The organism is uncultured Arcticibacterium sp. (genome assembly GCF_964021845.1).
In the GTDB taxonomy this organism is placed as follows: Bacteria; Bacteroidota; Bacteroidia; order Cytophagales; family Spirosomataceae; genus Arcticibacterium.
In genome coordinates this window covers 1232536-1255055 of the sequence record NZ_CAXHZC010000001.1, presented here as the reverse complement: position 1 = coordinate 1255055, position 22520 = coordinate 1232536, and the positions used below count along the sequence as shown (strand labels likewise).

Here is a 22520-nt window from a genome sequence, read left to right as displayed (position 1 = left end):
AAAGCCATTTCTTAGTGGCGAAACTTAGGGGATAAGTTTAAGCGACTGGTTGATTTGTTGCCCATTGCTTATGCTCAAATTAGTATGGCTAATACGCTCTTTAAATTGAAAGCATGATTAGGGAAATACTTCTGATTTTTTGGTAAGCGGCATAGCATTCTGAATATTCGGTAGCCTATTTTCTTCACTGGAATTTCAATATATTTAGGCAACCAACCACTTTATATGAAACGTAGATCTTTTTTTAGTAAAACCGCTACTGGCTTGTTTGGGCTAGGAATTACTTCTAATTCTTGGGCAAATACTACCTATAAGAAACCTTTTAAAGTTTGTGCTACTATAGATCAAAACAAAGTTTCCTTTTATTCGGAGGTGATTAATGAGTCAATAAAAGTGGTTCATATAGCGGATACACATTTGTTTAAAGATGATGAGCGAGGTATTCCTTATCAAAAGTATAGCAGCAGAATGGCGAAAGCCTATAATGAAACTAGGCATTTTCAGACAGGCGAAAAGACAAATCCGGAAGAGGCGTTTGAGCAAGCTTTAGCTTTTGCTAAAAAGGAAAAAGCCGATGTCATCGCATTGATAGGTGATATTTTTAGTTTCCCTTCAGAGGCTGCCATAGAATGGGTTCAATCAAAACTGAAAGCCACGGGTATACCTTATATCTATACGGCCGGTAATCATGATTGGCATTATGAAGGAATGGAGGGTTCTTTAGAGACCATACGCGATACTTGGATTGGAAAAAGGTTATTACCCTTATACCAAGGGAAGAATCCTTTAATGGCTTCTCATGACATAAAAGGTGTACGTTTTTTAACGATTGACAATTCTACTTATCAAATAAGTAAAGAACAATTACAGTTTTTTAGAAAACAGGTTGCCACTGGTATTCCATTGGTTCTCTTAGTACATATTCCTATGTATACTCCTGGAAAAGGGGTTTATTTTGGTTGCGGTAACCCGAATTGGGGAGCAGCTACGGATTGGTTTTAACATAGAAAAACGTCCTAAGTGGCCAGAAAGCGGACATACGGAAACTACACTTAACTTTCATAAGGAAGTTTTTGAGGCTCCAAATTTACTCGGCATTTTCACAGGACATATTCATAGAAACTCCATTGAAGTTATTAAAGGGAAACCGCAAATAGTGGCGGATGATAATGCAAGCGGCGGCTATTTAGACATTGACTTTTTACCAATGATCGAAAAGGATAGAAACCTTATCAACTAATTATATAGACTTTATAGTCCAAATAGAGCCATTTTTAGTAGTGAGTTTGTCTAAAGCTCCTTTTGCTGCAAGTTCATTTAGCTGTGTTTCACTATCAGCTCTTGGTGTGCCTGACAGTTCGGAAAATTCTTTTGCTGTAAGTGAGCTATATTTTGAGAAAAGTGTTTCCGAATCTTTGCGGTATTCCGTTTTGGTAATAGTATCGTTTATTTTAAGAATGGCAGCTTCGTATAATACATAAGGTTTGGTGCCGTAAACCAAATCTCTGTTACCTGCAGTGTCTATAAAAAAGATGCTTGGAAAACCTCTTACGCCTAAGTCTTTTCCCAGTTTTAAATCTTCTTCAAAGAGAGTTTTTGCTCTACCTTCAAAATCAGTTTTAAGCTGAGTTACGTTTAAGCCTACCTTTTTGGCAGCAAGCTCTAAATATTCCCATTTGGTTATATTTTTCTTTTGTAGAAATACCATTTCTCTAATTTCTCTAAGAAATAGAATGGCTTTTTCTCTATCCTGAATTTGGGCAGCTTTAAAAGCAATGGATGGAGGATAAGAGGACTCTAAATGGTCTTCTAGCCAAACATCTCCATCAATGGGCATGTCGTAATGGATGCTTACTTCGTCCCAGTGGTGAGCCACATCTGCTGGTTTTGATATACCACCGCTGTTATAACTCCAGTTGGGCAGGAGCCCGCCCATTCTATAGTCTATGTCAATCTGGCTCCCATATTCTAGCTTCAGTTTACGCAGCTGGGGCTCTATTCCCCAGCAGGAAGAGCAAATAGGGTCTGTGTAATAAACAACCTTGATAGTCTTGTCCGCAGCATTCATTTTGCTTTGTCTCACAGTGTCTAATCCTTCATCTGCTGTTTCACAAGTTCCTGTTTCTATATCGCACAGTAGGGGATTGGTTCCTTTGCTCATAATGTGTACGGCTCGCGGTGAAAAGAAAATTTATTATTATTTTAAAAACACCATTATCAAAGCAAATAATTCATTTCTAAAGCTAAAAAAAGTGAAATTATTAGGCTATTTATTGATGGAATGAAATTGGTCCCACTGTAGTGTTTCAAAGCCCTCTTCTGAGTTAAAGACGTTTTTGGCCATTGCTTGTCCTAGTTCACTAACTTTAATACCACGGTATTTGCGTAAGCTCCCCATAAATAAGGGCTGCAACACTGGCCAAACTTTCAAGGTAATTGCTTGAGCTATGCCGTATCGGTTAGTTGGTGTTAAAATCATGGAAGGTTGGAAAATGCTTAATCGCTCAAAGTTTAGTGCTTTTAGTTCTTCTACCAACTCGCCTTTGGTTCGTAAATAGAAGGAAGAAGAGGTAGCACTTATACCTACTGAAGCCAATAATTCAAAATGCTTTACGCCTGCTTTTTTACACGCCATAGCAAAATCTAATACGGCTGTTTTATCAATTTTGACAAAGTCTTCCTTACTTATTTTTGATGGCTCGCCCACACCTAAAGTACAAATAGCTGCGGTATGCCCAGCTAAATAGTGTTCGTAAGAACTGGAGTCACTAATATCGATTTTGTGCTGTCTGACAAAGTCAGGCTCAATGTTTTCAATTGGTTTCCTTCCAAGTAATGTCAGCTGCGTAATGGTGTTTAGCGGAAGCAATGTTTTTAATGCTTCTGTACCCACTGCTCCACTAGCTCCCATCATAACAATGGCGAGTGGCTTCGAATTTAATGTCATAGCGATTTGGTGTTGAGATTATTTAATGGTCGAGTTTGTGAGGTATGCTAGGCTTATGATACTTTAAAATAGTTTTCGAAAAACAGCTAATGCTACCTTCGCAAAGGTGTTACTCTTTAGTCTATACGTGAAGCTTGTTGCCTCTTGTACGTTAAACAGGGATGTAAATATTAAATGTGGCTCCTTTGTTTAGCTCACCCTTTGCGGTGATTGTACCGTGATGGTTGTCTACAATTTTTTTGACAATAGCCAGTCCAATACCCGTACCATCGTATTTATCTTTTCCATGTAGCCTTTGAAAAACCTCAAATATTCGTTCATTGTATTGCTGTTCAAAACCGATTCCATTATCTGCAATGCTTATGTGACAGTATTCCGTTTCATCAAGAAGCTGTTCAATTTCAAACTTGGCACCCAAGGCTACTGCACAGCTAATTTTTATGTGCATCGGCTCTTCAACACGGGCAAACTTAATAGAATTGCTTATCAGATTAATTATAAGTTGTTTAAACTGGAATGTGATAACTTTTACTTTACAAAGGTTGACAAGTTCAAAACTGACATTATGCTGTTCTAATTCTTCTTTTAAGGTTTCTTGGATATCTTCGATGATTTCTAGCAGGTTAACTACTTCAAATTTTCTTTCTTGAACACTAGTCCTTGAATAGGCAAATAAGTCTTGAATTAAGTTTTGCATTCTATTTGCAGACTGCTGCATTCTTGCAAAATACTTTTTGGCATTATCTGACAAGGTCTCATATTCTGAATCTAAAATTCGAGAAGAAAAGGTTTGGATTTTTCTTAAGGGCTCTTGCAAATCATGACTAGATATGTAAACAAAAGATTGTAGTTCTTTATTAATACTTTCTAAGTCGATGTTTTTTTGATTTAACTCATTGGTTCGCTCTTTTACTTGACGTTCCAGTTCTGTAGTAAACACTTTTTGTTCTTGAATATCCGTGCTACTTCCTACCCACATTTTAATGATGCCGTTGTTGTCTTTTTGAGGCGTAGCCCTGCTTAACTGCCAGCGGTATTCTCCATTATGTTTACGGAACCTGTGTTCACACAGAAAATCATTTCCTGTTTTGATAGCGTTGGTCCATTGTTTAATGTTTTCGTCTCGATCATCTGGATGTACTATTTGTATCCAGCCATCTTTATCTATTTGCTCTAATGTTAAACCTGAGAAGTCAAAAACAGACTGATTGAAATAATTCAGATTACCTTCTCGGTCTGAAGTCCAGATGTGCTGAGGCATGGAGTCTGCCAGTAAACGGAATTTCTCTTCTCTTTCTAAGAGTTCTTGCTGGAAATTCCTTTCTTCGGTTACATCCCTAATTGTTCCAAGTATTCTTTCGGGCTCGTTTTTAGCGTCATAAAACACTTTCCCTTTGGTTTCCATCCAATGGACCGATTTATCTTTCCAGATTACTCTTATTTCATAATGAAGGAAACCGCTGGTGAATGCCTTTTGGAATGCCTTTTCTCTAATATCTAAGTCATCTGGATGAAGATTAGCTACTAGTTTTGTGTGCGGTAAGTCATGCTCGCCAGGGAAACCTAGTATTTCATGGCATCGCTCCGATAAAGTACTTTCTTCTGTTTTGATGTTATAATCCCAAACGCCAAGTTCACTAGCGTCAATGATGATTTTAAGCTTTTCTTCATTTTCAGCAATGAGGTTTTTTGCGGTTACTGTGGCAGTTACTTCAGTAGCCACTACCATCAAACCCGTAATAACATTGTTCTCTTTTAGAGGCTGATAAACAAAATTGAAATAAGCGGTTACGGTTCCTCCATGACGTTTTAGTTTGATAGGAAATTCGTTGCCGTAAAAGGCATTACCTGTTTTATAAATATTAGCAATGATTGGTGCTATGGTCTCTTTAACTTCGGGTAGCGTTTCAAAGAGCGGTTTACCTACAAACTCTTCTTTCGTTTTATCCACTATTTGCAAATAGCTTTCATTGGCCATTTCAGTAATATTATCTGGGCCACGTAAAATGACAATTCCAAGTGGTGCTTGACGAACAGAATCTCGGAATCTTTTTTCGCTTTCTTCTATTTTTTGTTGAGCTTCGTTTAGCTCTGTAACGTCAGCGGCAGTATTCATTACCGCATATACTTCGCCTGCCGTATTAAATAGTGGGGTGAAATTGTAATTGAAATAGTATGGTTTTAATGTGCCATCTTTAATTAAGTCAACCCTTTCGTTGACTGCCTGAAAGGTTACCCCAGTTTTTAATACACCTCTAATTTGTTCATAGATTTTTTGATTCTCTAGCTCTGGTAATACTTCGGAGTATAACTTACCAATCACATCATTACCTTTGCCCCATGCGTCCATAATGGATTGGTTGGCAAGTGAAATTCGCATTTCTTCGCCTTCATATACGCCAATAGGGAAAGGAGCATTCTCTACCAATGTTCTAATGCTGTGCTCGCTTTCTTCCACATTCTTTCTAGCTACTACCTGCTGAGTTACATCAAAGCCTATGGCCATGATACCGTTTATTTCTCCATCGCCATCATAAATGGCTTCATAAGAGAAATTGATATAAATAGTTTCTAATTGACCTTTTCGCTTTAATTTAATAGGTTGTTCGGATGTAGCAAAGCGTTTTCCAGTTTTAGAAACTCCATCTAGCATTTCTTTTATTCCCTGCGTTTTAAGCTCGGGCATTGAATCAAAAATTGATATGTTTAGAACTTGTTCCTCCGTTCTTCCCCAAAGTTCTAAGGCATATTTATTTGCAATTTCCACCTTATATTCATCTCCACGAAAAATAGAAATAGCCATAGGTGCCTGAAGTATCATGAGCCTAAGATTATTCTCGCTCACCATTATTTTTTTGCGATCTTCTACTTGCATAGTGTTTTCAAGCACCCAAACGGCAACTTTTATAACCTTCCCATTTTCATCTTTTAAAGGAGAATAAACAAAGGTTAAATATATTGATTCTTCTCTACCATGGCGTATGAGTATTACCTCTTCTTCATTGGCATTAAATGGCTTCCCTGTTTCTATGACAGTATCAAGAGCTGTTTCGTATTCTGCTCTTACTTCCGCAAAAGTATCCCAGTAAAACTTTCCTACAATAGCATCATGAGGTTTGCCAGCTATATCAATAAAACTTTCATTTGCTATTTCACTTACTAGCGTTTCTGCATCAATTACACAGATACCCACCGGCGACTCCAGTACCATGGTTCGGAGGTGTTGCTCCGTTTCCATTTTCTTTCTTCTGGCAAGTATTTGCTCCGTGACATCTTCTAATGTTCCATTTAAGCGATAGGCAACTTTATCTTCATTAAACCAAGCTTTACCCTTGGCATGAACAATGGTTTCTTTTTTAGAAAAAGGATTGATAACACTGAATTTTTCATTGTAAAAACCACCAGAAGAATATTCTAAAGCTTTTTGGATTGCCGAGGTGATTTTCTCTCTTTCTCTATCTGAAATAGAGTTAATGGCATCTGGTAGTTCAATTTGCTCTTCAGATGGTAAACCAAACCAGCTTTTGAGCCTACTATTTGCAGTAAATTTGTTAGTAAGCGGATTGTAATCAAATATTCCTAACTGAGCAGACTCTATGACAAATTCTAACTCATTTTTACTTTCGTTGTGTTCTTCTTCAGCTTTTCTCTTGTTAGTAGTTTCGATAACGGTTACCAATACACCGCCAACCTCACCACTTTCTTGTTTTATAGGGCTATACGCCAAATCGAAATAGCATGTTTCCAAATAACCATTACGGTCTAGTTGAAGTTTAAAATCTCTATGAGCAATGGCTTCCCCTTTCATTACCTTTTCAAACATGCCATCAATAATATGCCATACCTCTGAAAAAGTCTCTCTAGTGCTTAAACCTAAGGCTTTAGGATGTTTTGTGGTGCCTAGGATAGGTCCACAAGCTTCGTTATAAATTTGCGTATACTCTTTACCCCAGGCTATATACATTCCAAATGGGTTCTCTAGCACTACAGGTATAAGAGAGCGTAAGCTTAGAGGCCATGTTTTTGGCTCTCCCAATGGAGTTTTACTCCAATCTTTGGCTCTAATGAGCTCGCCCATTTTTCCACCACCTTGTAAAAAGCTATATTTGGTGTTCATATATCTAAGGTTGGATTACAAATTTATCGCTAGATGGCTGCTGTAAGTTGCTAACACTAATTAAAACAAGAGCTTCATTAATTACCTTTTTTAAGACATTAAAAGCTCCAGGTTTTTTGATATAAAAATGAGTTCCTAGTTCATAGAGCGTGTTTACCACATCGCTGTCTAAAGAAGTTGAAGAGACAACTATTGGAATGTTTTTCAGTTTGTCTATTGCCTTGATTTCAGTAATACATTCCATTCCTGATTTTTTAGGCATATTCAGGTCGAGAAAAATAACGTCGGGATAACTTTCTGATTCCACAGCTAAGAAATTCATTAGCTGAACGCCATCATTTAAAATAGTGAGAGAAGACAGTGGTGATATTTCATTTAGAGCATCGCTGAAAAACTCACAATCGTCTTCGTCGTCATCTGCTAGTAAAATATTGAGCTTTGTCGTATTCATTAATCGGGTGAAATAATCGGCAAATTAAAGTAGATTTTAGGTTTAGCCAATAAATTATGTTTAGGCTTTTTTAAGCCAAGCTTTCAAAATTTTACTAAAAATAATGAAAGAAATCTCTAATGCTATAATCGTTGTAAATTGAAAAGACACATTACTCTTATAATAGTTAAGTGTAATGTGTCTTTTATTAAGCTCTGAATGTTGAAATATTCTTAGTTTAGTTAACTATAGCTACTCCCTCGCTGCTTTAAACTCGCTCCCATCATACCACTTTGGGAAATAGTCTTCATTTCCTAGTTTCAGTCCAACGTTAAAAAATAGTTGCAAATCCTGCTGTACCCCGCTTAATTCTGTTGTTTCTGCATTGTATTCATCAGAGGGTTGATGATACTTATTCTTAATGTAATCATCGTTAAACTTTTTAATGTCTTCAATACTTGCATCAAAACCTTCATGCGAACCACTGGCGTACAAGGCAGGTATACCAATTTTAGCGAAATTGAAATGGTCTGACCTAAAGAAATAACCCTTTTCTGCATCTGGGTCTGGAATAATGTATCTGTTTTGTTTTAGTGCAGCCTTCTCGGCATATTCGTCCATTTCAGATTGACCATAACCTGTAATTGTGAGATCTTTCATTTTTCCAGGGCTGGCTAAAGCATCCACGTTTATATTGGCTATTGTTTTTTTAGGACTGAAAATTGGATTTTCAGCGTAATACGCTGAACCTAATAATCCTTGTTCTTCTCCAGTTACTGCTAATAAAACGATGGAGCGTTTGGTCGCCTTAATTTTCTTAAAAGCTTCTGCTATGGCTAATAAACCTGCAACCCCCGAGGCGTTGTCAATGGCTCCATTATAAATAGAATCACCATCAATGGCCTTACCTACACCAAAATGGTCCCAGTGTGCAGAGTAAATGATATACTCGTCTTTTCTGTCTGTACCAGGAATTAGGGCAACTACATTTTTAGAAACATCCTTTTTGATTTTATTCTCTATTCTCACAGAAACTTTTAGGTCAAGAGGGACTGGGCTGAAGTCCTTATTTCGGGCTAGTGTTTTATAATCTTGCCCCTTCATGGCGGATGCTTCAAAAAGTTTGGTTGTGCTTTCGGCACTTATCCAAGATTCAACATCTAAAAGGGGGAGGTCACTCTCAATAATTAATTTAGCACCACTCCATCCAGATTCTACTACGTTCCAACCATAAGAGGCGGGCTCGGTATCGTGAATGATGATAAGCCCAGCAGCACCTTGTCTGGCAGCTTCTTCATATTTATATGTCCATCTACCATAATAAGTCATTTCGTTTCCTTTAAACAAAGTGGAGTCACCTGACTTAAAACCAGGGTCATTAATTAAAACTACGGCTGTTTTTCCTTTCCAATCTACCCCTTCATAATCATTCCAGCCATATTCAGGAGCCACAATGCCGTAACCAGCAAAAAAAAGTTCTGAGTTTTCAAGACTGACGTTAGCTACCGCCTTGCTAGTAGTAGCCACAAAATCTTTTAAATAGCCTAAATTAAAATTTCCATTTTTGCCAGAAATTACCATGTTTTTAGAGGGCATTCCATCAATTTCCACCATCGGCACCTCTTGGAAAAAACTATCGCCATTTCCAGGTAAAACGCCTAGCTTTTCAAATTCTTCTTTCAAATAATTGACCGTTTTTACCTCTCCTTCGGTAAAGGGTTTTCTTCCTAAAAACTCATCGGAAGCTAGTCGCTCTATATGATTGCCAATAGTAGTTTGGTTAACTTCAACTTCTGAGGAAGCATCATTTTGACAGCTGATAAAAAGAGTAAGGCCTAATATGGGTAAGTAGTTTTTCATGGAGGATAGTTTTTAAGGTTATTGTCAATGTATTATTGCAAAGCTAATTAAGGCTTTCACATAGGTATAGTGTTATTTGAAATAAAAGCTCAATTAAACTTTGTTTTTTTTCACAAAGGCTGGTTTGTAGTCCAAAATGAACGCCATTAGTATTAGCATCATTTTTTTAGTTTTTCCAATATAAGCAGATAAAGTTACCTTTTTTGCATTTTTTTGTTAGCTCAATGACTAATAAATTCCAAATAAATAATAGCGAACGAATTTCCAGTTTTCCAAAATGAGGTTTTTTTGAGCGATTTTATTTTATCTTAACTATACTATAGTACTTTTTCGGGAAGTAACTTTTTATAGAGAGCAATTTATGTATTATCTGTATGTAAAATAGAGTTATCAAATTTTGGCCTATTCTATTTTTTAGATGTTTTTAGACGCCTTTGAAATATTTAGATACTACTTGAAGTTTTTGCTTTTCGGTGAGATTGATTTTTTTGTATTTCAAATGGTGGGTTAAAGCTCCTTTAATTGGACAGGGAGTATATTATGAGACAAAACTGTAAACTTACTTTAGTTTAAAACTGGTCTAAGTAATAATTATTAAAATTTAGCTTTTAATAAACTACTAGCTATTAATTAACTAAGGTAACTGGTTTGTTTTTTTTCATGGCCATCCTGATTTTTTACATTTTTTTAAAACTTACAAGTCATATATTTGTTGAAGGTCAAACGTCCTGTAAATGTCTAATTCTTACAAAAAAGAAAGTCTAAATTATACGAAAACAAGTAAAACGGATGTGGATAAGGTGCTGCGAACCTTATGTTATTTTGATTTATTTAAGTACCCACTTACTGCAGAAGAAGTTTTCGAAAGAAGTGACATTGTTTCCATTAAATTGGTAAAAGAGGTTTTAAATGATTTGGTTCAGAGCAATAAAGTATTTTTTTTAAGAAGGAGGTACTATTCTCTGAATGATAGTATTTCTTTGGTGGAACGTAGGTTAAAAGGAAACAAGTTATGTGAATTTTACTTCAGAAAGGCTCAAAGGATAACATCTTTTATATGTAAGTTTCCTTACGTCCGTTCTGTTATGATCTCGGGCTCATTATCTAAAAATTATATGGATGACCGAAGTGATATTGATTATTTTATTATCACTGCCCCTAATAGACTCTGGATTGCACGTTTATTTTTCTTTTTAACACAAAAAATAATCTATTTAAACAATACAAAATTCTTGTGCTTCAATTATATGATTGATACTAATGCACTAGAACTGAGGGACAAAAGTATTTTTACAGCAACTGAAATAGCTACGGTCATACCAACTTATGGAGGAGAATACTATCAAGACTTTAAGGCTAAAAATAGATGGATTCAGGAATATTATCCGAATTACCCCACGCATGATATTTCTAATTTGAAAGTCTCTAAAAGTTGGATTAAAAAAGTTCTGGAAAAATGTCTTAATAACAGTTTTGGTGATTGGTTAGATAATTTTTTAATGAAGAAAACGGAAAAGCGATGGAGAAAGATTCATAAGGCCGAAATGTTTGGAATAAATGGAGAGAATTTAGTAATAAATAGACACGTAGCTAAAGCTCACTTTGGCGGAAATTACCAAAGAATATTAAACCATTACCAAGGGAAAATATCAGATTTGGAAAAGACGATATGGAATTAATTTAAATGATTAACTACCTTATTTAAAGATGAAATCGAAAAAAATTCTCTTATCTAATGCCTATTTCTATCGTTTTGACGATAAACAATGGAATACTCAAAAGCCCTACCCTCCGTATGGAACTATGCTGGCGGCTGCACTGCTTCGTGAAAAAGGGTATGAGGTTGAACTTTTTGATTGTAACCTAAGGCATTCACCAAATGAAATTCTTAAGCACCTATCGCGTTTTCACCCTGATTATTTGGTAATCTTTGATGATAACTTTAATTACTTGAGCAAAATGTGCCTCAATGTAATGCGAGAGGCCTGTTTTGATTTAATAAGCTTAGGGAAAAAGGCAGGCTGTACGGTGTTGGTAAACTCTGCCGATGCCACAGACCATGCAGAAAAATATCTTAGAGTAGGTGCTGATGCAGTACTTTTGGGGGAGTCTGAACATTCATTAATTGAAATATTTCAAAGTGATTTTGAGAAAAATGAAACCATCAAAGGCATTGCTTTTTTGGAAGAAGGAAATCTCATTAAGACTTCTCCAAGAAGTCAATTTATAGACCTTGATACGTTGCCCATGCCTGCCTGGGATTTGGTGAATCTAGATGAGTATAGAGCACTTTGGGAAAAAGCCCACGGCTATTTTTCTCTTAACATAGCCACTACTAGGGGCTGCCCATTTAAATGCAATTGGTGTGCTAAACCTATCTATGGCAATCGTTATAATGTACGTTCTCCCAGACTAGTGGTGGATGAGCTAAAGCTGTTAATGCTAAATGAAGGAGTAAAACATTTTTGGGTATGCGATGATATCTTTGGTTTAAAACCTAACTGGCCCAAAGAGTTTAAAGAATTACTTGCTAAGGAGAAATTAAAACCACAACTAAAGATCCAATCTAGAGCTGATTTATTGTTAAAAGAAAGCAATATTGATGATTTGGTAGAAGCAGGTTTGGCAGAAGTTTGGATTGGAGCCGAAAGTGGTTCTCAAGGTATATTAGACGCCATGGATAAGGGTACTAGGATAGAAGAAATTGAAAAATCGACGAAATTACTTAAACAGAAGGGTGTTAAGGTAGCCTTTTTTTTACAATATGGATACCTAGGAGAAACTTGGGATGATATAGAAAAAACTTTGGAAATGGTTAAAAAGTTAATGCCGGACGATATCGGTATTTCGGTGTCATACCCTTTACCAGGAACGGTTTTTCACGAAAAGGTAAAAGAGCAATTAGTGGTTAAGGAAAATTGGCAAGATTCCAATGATTTGGATATGATGTATGAGTCCACTTTCTCGTCATTATTTTATAGGCAATTACACACGCATACACATAACGTATATAGGAAAGAGAAATTAAAGAATAATCTGTCTATTAAATCGATGCTAAAGTTTCCGGTAATATGGGTAAAAGAGAAAGTAAGTAGTAAAAAACTAAAACAATTATCAAAAACTTGAAAGTAGCTTTCGACTATATAGCTCAGGACTATGACCAGACCTTTACAAATACATTGGTAGGGAAGGCTCAGCGTAAGCTAGTGTGGGCCTATTTGGATAAGGTGTTAGTTGATAAAGAGATATCTGTTTTAGAGTTAAATTGTGGTACTGGGGAAGATGCTGTTTGGTTAGCAAGAAAAGGACATAAGGTAATGGCCACTGATATATCCGAAGCCATGGTTAATCAGGTAGAACTTAAAGCTATTAAAAATGACCTGCTAGAAGTGTTGAGTTTTCAAGTCTTTGATATAAAGGATATTAATGAGTTTTTTGATGAACAAAAGTTTGATTTAATTTTTTCTAATTTCGGAGGTTTCAATTGCCTAAGTCCGGAAAATTTAACAATTTTTTTTGATACTAAACTGCCGAAATTATTAAAGCCCGATGGCAAATTTATAGGGGTAATAATGCCTAAACTGTGTATTTGGGAAAGTGTTTTCTTTTTAAGCACATTGCAATTCTCTAAAGTGTTCCGAAGGTTCTCTAAAAGGCCTCTGGAGGCAAACTTAGGAAATGGTTCAAGCGTAAAAACATGGTATTACGCTCCAAAAGATATAGCAAAGGTACTGCCATGTACCTTAAAAGTGAGTCATAAACAGCCAATTGGTTTTTTTGTTCCGCCTTCGTACGTAAACGGTGCTTTTGAGAAAAAAACTACGTTTTTACGTTTTTTAGAGAGTTTAGAAAGCTTAGCAATTAAAATCCCTTTTTTATCCAAAATGTCTGACCATTTTTTAATAGAGATTAAATCAAAAAGTATATGAAGCTCAAACAAACTTCTTCGTCTGAGCTTAGCACGCCCGGTCTTATGTTAACTCATGCATATTTCCTTGCTGATGATGAGAAAGAACAGCAGATTATGAAACCCTACCCGCCATTGGGTATACTTTATTTGTCGGGTTATTTGAAGCAAAAAGAGGTGAGGCATGAAGTTTTTGATACCACCTTTTCAACTAAGCCGCTTTTTTATGAATACTTACTAAAACTAAAACCGACAGTTTTGGCCATCTATATTAATTTGATGACGAAATTGAATGTTTTGGAGATGGTTACTTTCGTAAAGAATCATAAAGAATTGAGTCATACTAAGATAGTTTTAGGTGGCCCTGATGTGAGATATAATGCAGAAAATTTATTAGATTTTGGTGTAGATTTTTTGGTGATAGGAGAGGGAGAAGAAACTTTTTATGAGATCTGTCAAAAGGTTTTAAATATCAATTCGAATGAAGTTTCAAAAACGTTTTCCGAAATCAAGGGTCTCGCATATAAAAATAAAAAAGGTGAGATTATTATCAACCCTGATAGGCCTTTAAGAAAAGATCTGGATGATTTGCCTTTACCTAATAGGGCGGCTATTGATTTGAATTTGTACTTAAATGCCTGGAAAATACATCATGGAGAAAGTTCTATGACTCTGAGTACCATGAGGGGTTGCCCTTATACTTGTCATTGGTGTAGCCGTGGCGTATATGGTTTAAGTTACAGGAGACGGTCACCTGAAAAGGTGGTAGCTGAAATAAAAGAAGTTCAAAGGCAATACCAGGCCGATAATTTTTGGTTTGTGGATGATGTTTTTACTATTAGCCATAAATGGTTGGAAGGGTTTTGTGAAGAGTTAGAAAAGCAGCGGGTTAAAATAAGATATGAGTGCATTAGTAGGGCTGATCGTATGAATGAAAATGTAATACGTTTGCTCCAAAAATCTGGATGTTTTAGGATTTGGATTGGTGCAGAAAGCGGCTCGCAAAAAATCATCGACCTAATGGACAGGCGAGTTAAAGTAGAAAAAGTACAGGAAATGATTCAACTTACTAAAAAAGCAGGAATACAGGCAGGTACTTTTATTATGCTGGGTTATCCCAACGAAACCGAAGAAGACATTAAAAATACCCTTAGTCATTTAAAGGCAGCTAATCCAGATCAGTTTACTATTACATTAACTTACCCTATAAAGGGAACAGAACTTTATGAAGAAGTGGAAACTCACAGTACAGTAAATGAGCTGGACTGGTCTACAAGTACAGATAGAGATATAGATTTCAAAAGGGCTTATTCTAATAAATATTACAACCATGCAGTACATTGGGTAGTAAATGAGATGGCTTATTACCAGCGTAAAGGAAACACTATAAATAGTTTAAAATTAAAAGCAAAATCATTAAAGGCCCGTATGGGAATGATGATGGAAAAAGGTTGATTTGATGAAACGCAAAGAATTATACAAAAACTTTTTGGCAGTATGTTTAGGCCTAGTTATGGTGTTTCTAGCTCTTGAATTGTTTTTTACTTTTATTATTCCGGCTTCTAATTCTCCAGAATCTTTTTATGACGAGGCCGATAAAATTGTGAAATTTAAGCCAAATACTGAAGGAACTATGACCCTTGGTCCATGGGCGGAGCAACCCTTTTATTGGCATATAAACAATGCTGGGTGGAATAATTTGCGAGATTATGACGCTGATGATAATCGACCTTTAATAGCTGTAATAGGCGATTCTTATATTCAGCCAATTGGGGTTGATATTGATAAAAGTTATCCGGTTCTTTTACAGGAAAAGTTAAAAGCTAAATACCGAGTTTATCAGTTTGGAATGTCAGGTGCTCCCTTAAGCCAATACCTTCACATGAGTAGGTATGTTACGGCAAAATATAAACCCGACATTATCATTTTTAATATAGTTCATAATGATTTTATAGAAAGCTTGAGCTGCTATACTTTACCTGGTCGTAACTATATGGCTATAGATTCTTCTTCAAAGAAGGAGGTTTTTCTTCCATTTCATTCTTATTTAGGAATAGCACAATTAGCCAGAAAAAGTAATTTGATATGTTATTTAATGCGAAACCTAAAAATAAATTCAACATTGGTACATCAAAACTTACCGGTGGAAACTTTTGACCTAATGGTGGATATGCCCAAACAAACAGCTATCAGAGAAAAAGTAGAGGAAGTCACAGATTTGCTATTGACTCGTATGAAAAATGAAAACCCAGATTCAAAATTAGTTTTTGTTATGGATGGTTTAAGAACAGAAATTGAACTGAAGAATTATGAAAATAAAACTAATTCTTGGTTGAATAGAATGATGAAAGATAAGGTTGAGGCATTAGGAATACCCTTTTTAGATTTGACAGATTACTTTCAATCAGAGTTTAATAAAAATAATACTAGTTTTTCGTCTAAAGTAGACCCTCATTGGAATAACTATGGTCATCATAAAGTATATGAGGCTTTATATCCGTTTTTACTAGAAAATGGGATAATTGAATAATGGGAGTGTTAAGGAATATTATTAAAAAGGTAATATATGGAATTGTTATTTTTCCGCTTAAAGGCTATTTGTCCAAAGAACGCGAAGTTATTATTGAGGGCTTTAAGATAGTAGTACCGCCGAGTGTATTTCACCCTAAGCTGTATTTTAGTACTCTTTTTTTACTTGATTTTCTCAACAAAGAAAAGTTATTTAAAGAAACTGGAGAAGGTCATTTATCTAGTAAGGTATTGGAATTAGGAGCAGGCTCAGGCTTATTGTCAATATTTATGGCCAAGAAAGGGGCACAAGTTACGGCGTCTGATATAAATGAGGTGGCCTGTGAAACGGTTAGGAAAAATGCTCAAGCCAATAATGTGAATATTGAAGTAGTTCAATCTGATTTGTTCTCTAGTTTTCCCCCCTCATTATTCGAATTGATTATTATCAACCCTCCTTACTATCCCAAAAGGCCGAAAAATGATACCGAAAGAGCATTTTTCTGTGGTGAGAGTTTCGAGTATTTTGAGAGTTTATTTGAACAACTGCCTGATTTTTTAGAGGAGCAAGGTAAAGTTATAATGGTTCTGTCGGAGGATTGTCAGATAGAAATTATTAAAGAAATTGCTTTAAAACATGGCTTTATATGGAAGAATGTAGAGCGTAAAAGGACAAAGGGGGAATTGAATTTTATTTTTGAATTAAAGGTGAAAGTTTAGAATTATAATTAATGATTACTAAGGAACATTTAAGGCATTTGAACGCAAAATTATATCCCAAACATATCGGGCAGTCGCCTAGTTTCATTGTGTTAGGGGTTAATAATTTATGTAATCTGCACTGCAAAATGTGCGACGTAGGTGTAAGGTATAATAACAGTAATTTTTATACTAATTTGATGGGTACGGATCCTGTAAATATGCCTATCAAATTACTGAAAAAGATTATAGACGAAACTGCTGAATTTTTTCCAGAAGCCAAACTCGGATATGCCTTTACCGAACCACTTATTTATCCTCATTTAGAAGAATCCTTGGCTTATGCTAAAGAAAAAGGGATAGAAACAAGCCTTACGACTAATGCATTTAACTTGAAGGCGAAAGCAAAGATGTTGGCAAGTAATGGATTAAAAGAATTGTGTGTATCATTAGACGGTCCACCTGAAATACATAATGAAATACGTCAAAATAAACGTTCATTTCAAAGAGCCATGGAAGGGATTGAGCTGCTATTAGCACAAGAGAACTGTCCGAGTATTAGCGTTTACTGCGTCATAACAGAGTGGAATATCGGGTATTTAAAGGAAATGTTGGAAATCTTTAAGGATATTCCTTTAAAGAACTTTGGCTTTATGCATAGCAATTTTACTACCGAACCTATGGTAGCAGCTCATCAAGCTATGTTAGGGGAACAATATCCTGCTACACAATCAAATATTTCTGAAACGAATATTGAATCGTTCAATACTAAATTGTTACTGGAAGAAATAAGGAGTATTAAAGTGAAAAAATATCCATTCTCCATTGGCTTTTCTCCAGAAATGGAGACTCTGGACGAATTGAATACTTTTTATCTGAACCCTTCTAAACCAATGGGTAAATTATGTTTGGATAGTTTCAAGTTGATGATGATAAAGTCAGATGGTTCGGTTATCCCAAATCATGGACGTTGTTATAATTTGGATGTTGGTAATGTTTATAAGAACTCATTGAACGAAATTTGGAATAGCCCAGCTTTCGGGAATTTTAGAACTGACTTAGTTAAAGCAGGTGGACTTTTTCCTGCTTGTAATCGCTGTTGTAGTGCTTTTGAAAAACCATTCTGGTCATAAATTATGAACAAAGTAATTATTTTTAATCCAAGGGCTACTAATAGTAAGCCTAGATTACCCATTACCATTTTACAAGTGGGCGTTTCTATTTGGGGGCAATATGATTTTGTTCTTGTGGACGGAAATCGTGAGGATGACCCTTTTTCTATCATTGAGAGTTATATCAAAACAGGCAAATTTAAATATTTCGCATGTACTGTAATGCCTGGTCCACAATTGAAACAAGCTATAACATTTACGAAAAAAATAAGAGAACAATTTCCTGAAATTATTACCATTTGGGGTGGATATTTTGCTTCTAATCAGCATCAAGTTTGTATTGAATCTGAAGCGGTGGATTATCTAGTCAATGGAGTTGGTGATATTGCTTTTCCTGCTTTACTGGATGCTTTGGAGGCCGGAGGATCTTTGAAGAAGATTAAAAACCTAGTTTACATGGAAGATGGAAAAATCATTAAAACTCCAAAGGTTACTATGATTGATATAGAGGCCATTCCAAGGTTACCTTATACTTTTCTTGAGAAGTTTTATTCGATGGACGGTTATATAGGTAAAACGCATTTAGGTAAGCGAACGACTCAATACCATAGCAGTTTGGGCTGCCCATTTACCTGTTCGTTTTGTGGTATTGTCCCTATTTTTCAAGCACGGTGGAAGGGTAAATCTGCTGAAGTAATGTTTGCCGATATTATGTATCAAAAAGAAAAATATCAGATTGATTCGGTAGAATTTACTGACAATAACTTTTTTGTTTCTGAAAAGAGAGTGTTGGAGTTTTCTAAATTGATGAAAGGGCAAAAAATAAATTGGTGGGGAGAAGGGAGGATTGACACAATGGATAAGTTTTCTGACGAAACTATGTCTTTATTACGTGATTCGGGCTGTAAAATGATATTTCTGGGGGCAGAAAGCGGTAATGATGAATTATTGAATGAAATAGATAAAGGTGGAACACAAACAGGGGACCAGATGCTGACTTTTGCTAAGCGGATGAAAGATTTCGATATCATTCCGGAGTATTCTTTTGTATTAGGTTTTCCAGGAGATAGCTCTGAAAAAGTAATGGAACAGATAGATAGTGAGATACTTTATATAAAAAAGATAAAAGAGGTAAACCCTGATACCGAAATAATCATTTACGTGTATAGTCCCGTGCCGCAAGAGGGCTCAGAAATGTATGAAAAGGTAAAGGACTCAGGTTTTCGTTTTCCTGAAACCTTAGATGATTGGCTAGACGATAGTTGGCAAAATTTTGACCTACGAAAAAATCCGCTAACACCTTGGCTTACGGCAGCTATGATTGATAAGATTCAAAACTTTGAAGTTGTTTTAAATGCCCGATATCCAACCACCCAAGATATTAAACTAAGTGATTTTCAAAGGAATCTTATTGCCAAATTAGCTAACATAAGGTATAAGACTAATTTTTACAAAGCCCCTTATGAGCTTAAGGCATTACAAAAGTTTTGGCTTAAGTATCGTCAACCTGAAATAGAGGGGGCAGAGTTGATTTGAAATTTTATAATGTAATGAAACATAGAATAGTTTTATATAATCCGAAAGCAGAATTTTATACAATGCCTCTGGCTTTGGTGGCTATAGCTTCGTATTTAGACCCTACCCTTTATGAAGTTATTATTATAGATGGAAGGCTTGAAGATGAACCTGTGAAGAGGCTCTCGGAGGCTTTAAGGCATAATGCCGTTTGTTTCGGGACAACAGTATTAACAGGGAGTATAATTAAAGATGCTTTATTAGTTTCGAAATTAATAAAAGAAAAATTTGCAGACCTTCCTGTAATTTGGGGCGGGTGGCATGCATCCTTGTTTCCTGAAGAAACATTGAGCGAATCTTGTATAGATGTGGTGGTTCGCGGGCAGGGGGAGATGGCTTTTGCCGAGTTAGTAGAGAGGCTTTTAGCCAAGGAGTCCTTGGCTGGATTGAAGGGAGTTTCATTTAAAGAAAATGGGAAAATAGTTGCTAATCCAGAACGCACAATGATGGATATTAACAAGTTTCCAGCTTTTAATTATGATCTAATTCCTGTAAAAGATTATGTAAAACTTAGCGGACGAAAACAATTAGATTACATTTCATCTCAGGGTTGTAGGTTTCGTTGTACTTTTTGTGCAGACCCATTTGTTTATAACAGAGGTTGGTACGGCTATAGTCCTGAAAGAGTAGGAGATGAAATTGAAGCCCTATGGAATAAGTATCAGTTTGAGCATATCCACTTTCAGGATGAAACCTATTTTACGAATAAAAAAAGAGTTGCCGGTATTGCCCAAGAGTTTATTGATAGGAAATTGCCGATTTCTTGGTTTGCAACTATGAGGGCTGATCAAGGTTTTAGGCTTGAAGATGACGTATGGGAATTATGCAAGAAATCTGGTTTAGAAAAAGTGATGATTGGAGTAGAGGCTGGTTCTCAAGAAATGTTAGACTGGATGAAAAAGGATATAAAAATTGAACAAGTTTTCGCCTGTGCTGAAAAATGTTTGAAATATGATATTGCCATAAATTTTAGTGCTATTGTAGGTTTCCCCGATGAGACTGACGCCAGTATTAATGAGACTATCAGAATTGCTAAAGAATTAAGGAAGATGAGCAGTAAATTTCAGGTAGCTGTTTTTTATTTTAAACCATATCCAGGGAATGAAATAGCTGATTTACTAACCAGTCGAGGTTTTGAGTTTCCTGTAGGTTTGAGTGGCTGGGCAAACTTTGATTATGTAGGCTCTGTAGAAAGTGACTGGATTAGCAATCAGAAAATTAAGGAAATAGAGGGTTTTAAGTTTTATCAACAATTAGGCTATTCCGAACCTACTTTTCTAAAGGCAATTCCTCAAAAAATGGCCAGATGGCGAGTTGAAAATTCATTTTACGCTTTTCAGTTTGAGAAAAAAATAATTCGTTGGTTGAAACCTCAAAAAGAGCTTTCATGAGCATAATAAAGAAAAGTAAACCAACAGAACAATCTAATGGAGTGTATCAGCTTTCGGCCTATTCGCCACATGAGTCTTTTTATTTAAAACTAAGAACAAAAGAAGGCAGAGTTTTAAGTGATGACTTGGTTAAAAAACTACCCGACTTGCCCAAAAATAATCCTCTTTTCTCGGAGTGGCAATTAAGGAAAGACACACAAAAAAGATTTTGTGGTTATTTAAAAAAGAAAAGAAGGCCACTGAAAATCTTAGAGTTAGGTTGTGGTAATGGATGGTTTTCTTCAAAAATGGCTGAGATTAAAGGGGTAGAAGTTCTAGGCTTGGACCTAAACTTGTTGGAGTTAGAACAAGCTCAGAGGCTTTTTGGTAATGAGAGAGTCGAGTTTGCATATGGAAATATTTTTGAAAATATATTTGAGAAGGAATCTTTTGATATGGTCGTAATCAATGCTGCTATTCAATATTTTCCATCTGTTTCTGAGCTATTCACAGTTTTTTTTGAAATCATGAAATCTCATGGTGAAATTCATGTTTTAGATAGCCCATTTTATAAGGAAGAACAAATATCTGAAGCCAAAGAGAGGAGTTTAGAATATTATAAATCTCAAGACTGCACCGAGATGGCTAATTTTTACTTTCATCATGGTTTTCAGGATTTAAAACCATTTTCACCGACCTATCGAAGAACTAAATTTTACTTTCTCAAGAAAGTACTTCGAAAAAAGCAAAACCCTTTTGTCTGGGCGATTTTTAGAAAGAAATAGGCTCTATGTTTGCGGAAAAATGGAGGGAATTAAAGTTTATAGAGAAATGATAAAAGAACGGAACCGATTGTAATATGAATAGAAAAACAATCGTCATTTCTGCAATTAACTATTTTGAGGGAGGTCCGCTTACCATTTTGAGAGATTGCTTAAGCGAGCTGTCAAATGTTAAGTATTCAAGCTATGAAATCATTGTTTTAGTACACAAAATATCGCTTTTTGAGAATGAAAAATACCCAGTAAATATACTGTTTAGAGAATTACCTAATTCAAGGAAAAGTTATTTGTTTAGACTATATTATGAATTTGTTTATTTCAATAGACTTACTAAAAGTGATAACTCCTTTAAAAATGTGTATTTATGGTTTTCGCTTCATGACATTAGTCCTAAGTTAAAAGCAGAAAAAAAAGCTGTTTATTGGCAAAGCCCAAGTCCATTTTATAGAGCGGATATTGGTGAATTATTTTCAAATACAAAGCTGTTTTTTCATTCCTTTTTGTATCGCTATGTTTTACAATTTAATCATAGGTCAAATGATTTTATTGTAGTTCAAGCTTATTGGTTAAAAAAGAAAGTGAGCTCTTGGTTTAATATTTCTAAGAATAAGATAGTGGTGGCACAGCCAATACAGAAAGCGAGTGGGATAGAAGTTAGTTTAGAGGAGGTCAATCATATACCAACTTTTTTTTATCCAAGCTTGCCAAGGACACATAAAAATTTTACGGTATTGGGCCAAGCTGCTAAGGTATTATTGAAGCAAGGAATTACCAATTTCCAAATTATCTTAACTTTTAAGGAAGGTGATAATAGCTTTAGTAAAAGTCTTTATAAAAAGTTTGGTGGTGTTTCTCAAATTAAGTTTGTTGGAGTTCTGGACAAGAAAAGGGTTTTCGAGCATTATGCTCATTGCTCTGCACTTGTTTTCCCGTCAAGACTGGAAACATGGGGTTTACCTATTTCCGAATTTAAAGACTTTCAAAAGCCAATGTTGATAGCTGACTTGCCTTATGCCCAAGAAACAGTAGGAGCGTATAGTAAAGCCCGTTTCTTAGATGCAAATGACCCAGAAGTATGGGCTGCGTTTATGAAAAAGGTAATATTAAAAGAGAAAATTGATTATCAAAAAAACAGAACAGTTGATATTCCTTCACCAAATGCAGAAAACTGGGAAGAATTGTTCAATGTTTTATTAGAATGAGATTGATAGGT

18 protein-coding genes are annotated in these 22520 nt (G+C 35.6%); 13 read left to right on the top strand and 5 right to left on the bottom strand.

Annotated elements, in window-relative coordinates:
• Window positions 1–225: 225 nt before the first annotated feature.
• Both AADJ06_RS05320 and AADJ06_RS05315 read left to right on the top strand, forming a co-directional pair.
• Window positions 226–1002, top strand: coding sequence for a metallophosphoesterase (locus AADJ06_RS05320; protein WP_341225368.1), 777 nt, complete (start codon window positions 226–228; stop codon window positions 1000–1002).
• Window positions 956–1240, top strand: coding sequence for a hypothetical protein (locus tag AADJ06_RS05315; RefSeq protein ID WP_341225367.1), 285 nt, complete (start codon window positions 956–958; stop codon window positions 1238–1240). Before AADJ06_RS05320 ends, AADJ06_RS05315 begins: the two co-directional genes overlap by 47 nt.
• On the opposite strand, the gene AADJ06_RS05310 is transcribed toward AADJ06_RS05315, so the two are convergent.
• From AADJ06_RS05310 to AADJ06_RS05290, 5 genes are all read right to left on the bottom strand, one after another.
• The gene (locus AADJ06_RS05310; protein ID WP_341225366.1) at window positions 1241–2161 is read right to left on the bottom strand and encodes a ClpXP adapter SpxH family protein; all 921 of its coding nucleotides are present in this window, start codon (window positions 2159–2161) and stop codon (window positions 1241–1243) included.
• Between the two features lie 105 nt (window positions 2162–2266).
• Entirely contained in the window at window positions 2267–2947 is a 681-nt protein-coding gene (locus AADJ06_RS05305) for an NAD(P)H-binding protein (RefSeq protein WP_341225365.1), read from the bottom strand.
• 151 nt (window positions 2948–3098) lie between these two features.
• Window positions 3099–7064, bottom strand: a complete 3966-nt coding sequence (locus AADJ06_RS05300) for a PAS domain S-box protein (RefSeq protein ID WP_341225364.1) — start codon at window positions 7062–7064, stop codon at window positions 3099–3101.
• Between the two features lie 4 nt (window positions 7065–7068).
• On the bottom strand, window positions 7069–7515 hold the full coding sequence (locus AADJ06_RS05295; RefSeq protein WP_341225363.1) for a response regulator: 447 nt from the start codon (window positions 7513–7515) through the stop codon (window positions 7069–7071).
• A gap of 231 nt (window positions 7516–7746) precedes the next feature.
• On the bottom strand, window positions 7747–9354 hold the full coding sequence (locus AADJ06_RS05290) for a M28 family peptidase (protein WP_341225362.1): 1608 nt from the start codon (window positions 9352–9354) through the stop codon (window positions 7747–7749).
• Between the two features lie 734 nt (window positions 9355–10088).
• On the opposite strand from AADJ06_RS05290, the gene AADJ06_RS05285 reads away from it, so the two are divergent.
• The 11 genes from AADJ06_RS05285 (at window position 10089) to AADJ06_RS05235 (ending at window position 22509) form a co-directional block, all read left to right on the top strand.
• Window positions 10089–11033 (top strand): hypothetical protein, encoded by a 945-nt coding sequence (locus AADJ06_RS05285; RefSeq protein ID WP_341225361.1) that lies wholly within the window; start codon window positions 10089–10091, stop codon window positions 11031–11033.
• A gap of 28 nt (window positions 11034–11061) precedes the next feature.
• Entirely contained in the window at window positions 11062–12480 is a 1419-nt protein-coding gene (locus AADJ06_RS05280) for a radical SAM protein (protein ID WP_341225360.1), read from the top strand.
• On the top strand, window positions 12477–13283 hold the full coding sequence (locus AADJ06_RS05275; RefSeq protein WP_341225359.1) for a class I SAM-dependent methyltransferase: 807 nt from the start codon (window positions 12477–12479) through the stop codon (window positions 13281–13283). Before AADJ06_RS05280 ends, AADJ06_RS05275 begins: the two co-directional genes overlap by 4 nt.
• Window positions 13280–14716, top strand: a complete 1437-nt coding sequence (locus AADJ06_RS05270) for a radical SAM protein (protein ID WP_341225358.1) — start codon at window positions 13280–13282, stop codon at window positions 14714–14716. Before AADJ06_RS05275 ends, AADJ06_RS05270 begins: the two co-directional genes overlap by 4 nt.
• A 4-nt stretch (window positions 14717–14720) precedes the next feature.
• Complete coding sequence (locus AADJ06_RS05265) at window positions 14721–15791, top strand: SGNH/GDSL hydrolase family protein (RefSeq protein ID WP_341225357.1); 1071 nt, start codon at window positions 14721–14723, stop codon at window positions 15789–15791.
• Window positions 15791–16489 (top strand): methyltransferase, encoded by a 699-nt coding sequence (locus AADJ06_RS05260; RefSeq protein ID WP_341225356.1) that lies wholly within the window; start codon window positions 15791–15793, stop codon window positions 16487–16489. Before AADJ06_RS05265 ends, AADJ06_RS05260 begins: the two co-directional genes overlap by 1 nt.
• An 11-nt stretch (window positions 16490–16500) precedes the next feature.
• Window positions 16501–17601: a radical SAM protein gene (locus AADJ06_RS05255; RefSeq protein WP_341225355.1), complete on the top strand. Its 1101-nt coding sequence runs from the start codon at window positions 16501–16503 to the stop codon at window positions 17599–17601.
• Between the two features lie 3 nt (window positions 17602–17604).
• The gene (locus tag AADJ06_RS05250) at window positions 17605–19116 is read left to right on the top strand and encodes a radical SAM protein (protein ID WP_341225354.1); all 1512 of its coding nucleotides are present in this window, start codon (window positions 17605–17607) and stop codon (window positions 19114–19116) included.
• 14 nt (window positions 19117–19130) lie between these two features.
• Window positions 19131–20546, top strand: a complete 1416-nt coding sequence (locus AADJ06_RS05245) for a radical SAM protein (protein ID WP_341225353.1) — start codon at window positions 19131–19133, stop codon at window positions 20544–20546.
• The gene (locus AADJ06_RS05240) at window positions 20543–21310 is read left to right on the top strand and encodes a methyltransferase domain-containing protein (protein ID WP_341225352.1); all 768 of its coding nucleotides are present in this window, start codon (window positions 20543–20545) and stop codon (window positions 21308–21310) included. Before AADJ06_RS05245 ends, AADJ06_RS05240 begins: the two co-directional genes overlap by 4 nt.
• A 74-nt stretch (window positions 21311–21384) precedes the next feature.
• Window positions 21385–22509 carry a glycosyltransferase gene (locus AADJ06_RS05235; RefSeq protein ID WP_341225351.1) on the top strand — a complete coding sequence of 375 codons (1125 nt, stop codon included), beginning with the start codon at window positions 21385–21387 and terminating at the stop codon, window positions 22507–22509.
• Window positions 22510–22520: the final 11 nt, after the last annotated feature.

Excerpts from the sequence above, each read along its gene's own strand:
- AADJ06_RS05310 (WP_341225366.1), bottom strand. The coding sequence starts at position 2,161 with ATGAGCAAAGGAACCAATCCCCTACTGTGCGATATAGAAACAGGAACT.
- AADJ06_RS05240 (WP_341225352.1), top strand. The coding sequence starts at position 20,543 with ATGAGCATAATAAAGAAAAGTAAACCAACAGAACAATCTAATGGAGTG.
- AADJ06_RS05255 (WP_341225355.1), top strand. The coding sequence starts at position 16,501 with ATGATTACTAAGGAACATTTAAGGCATTTGAACGCAAAATTATATCCC.
- AADJ06_RS05290 (WP_341225362.1), bottom strand. The coding sequence starts at position 9,354 with ATGAAAAACTACTTACCCATATTAGGCCTTACTCTTTTTATCAGCTGT.
- AADJ06_RS05305 (WP_341225365.1), bottom strand. The coding sequence starts at position 2,947 with ATGACATTAAATTCGAAGCCACTCGCCATTGTTATGATGGGAGCTAGT.
- AADJ06_RS05260 (WP_341225356.1), top strand. The coding sequence starts at position 15,791 with ATGGGAGTGTTAAGGAATATTATTAAAAAGGTAATATATGGAATTGTT.
- AADJ06_RS05265 (WP_341225357.1), top strand. The coding sequence starts at position 14,721 with ATGAAACGCAAAGAATTATACAAAAACTTTTTGGCAGTATGTTTAGGC.
- AADJ06_RS05320 (WP_341225368.1), top strand. The coding sequence starts at position 226 with ATGAAACGTAGATCTTTTTTTAGTAAAACCGCTACTGGCTTGTTTGGG.
- AADJ06_RS05245 (WP_341225353.1), top strand. The coding sequence starts at position 19,131 with ATGAAACATAGAATAGTTTTATATAATCCGAAAGCAGAATTTTATACA.
- AADJ06_RS05300 (WP_341225364.1), bottom strand. The coding sequence starts at position 7,064 with ATGAACACCAAATATAGCTTTTTACAAGGTGGTGGAAAAATGGGCGAG.
- AADJ06_RS05280 (WP_341225360.1), top strand. The coding sequence starts at position 11,062 with ATGAAATCGAAAAAAATTCTCTTATCTAATGCCTATTTCTATCGTTTT.
- AADJ06_RS05285 (WP_341225361.1), top strand. The coding sequence starts at position 10,089 with ATGTCTAATTCTTACAAAAAAGAAAGTCTAAATTATACGAAAACAAGT.
- AADJ06_RS05295 (WP_341225363.1), bottom strand. The coding sequence starts at position 7,515 with ATGAATACGACAAAGCTCAATATTTTACTAGCAGATGACGACGAAGAC.
- AADJ06_RS05235 (WP_341225351.1), top strand. The coding sequence starts at position 21,385 with ATGAATAGAAAAACAATCGTCATTTCTGCAATTAACTATTTTGAGGGA.
- AADJ06_RS05250 (WP_341225354.1), top strand. The coding sequence starts at position 17,605 with ATGAACAAAGTAATTATTTTTAATCCAAGGGCTACTAATAGTAAGCCT.
- AADJ06_RS05270 (WP_341225358.1), top strand. The coding sequence starts at position 13,280 with ATGAAGCTCAAACAAACTTCTTCGTCTGAGCTTAGCACGCCCGGTCTT.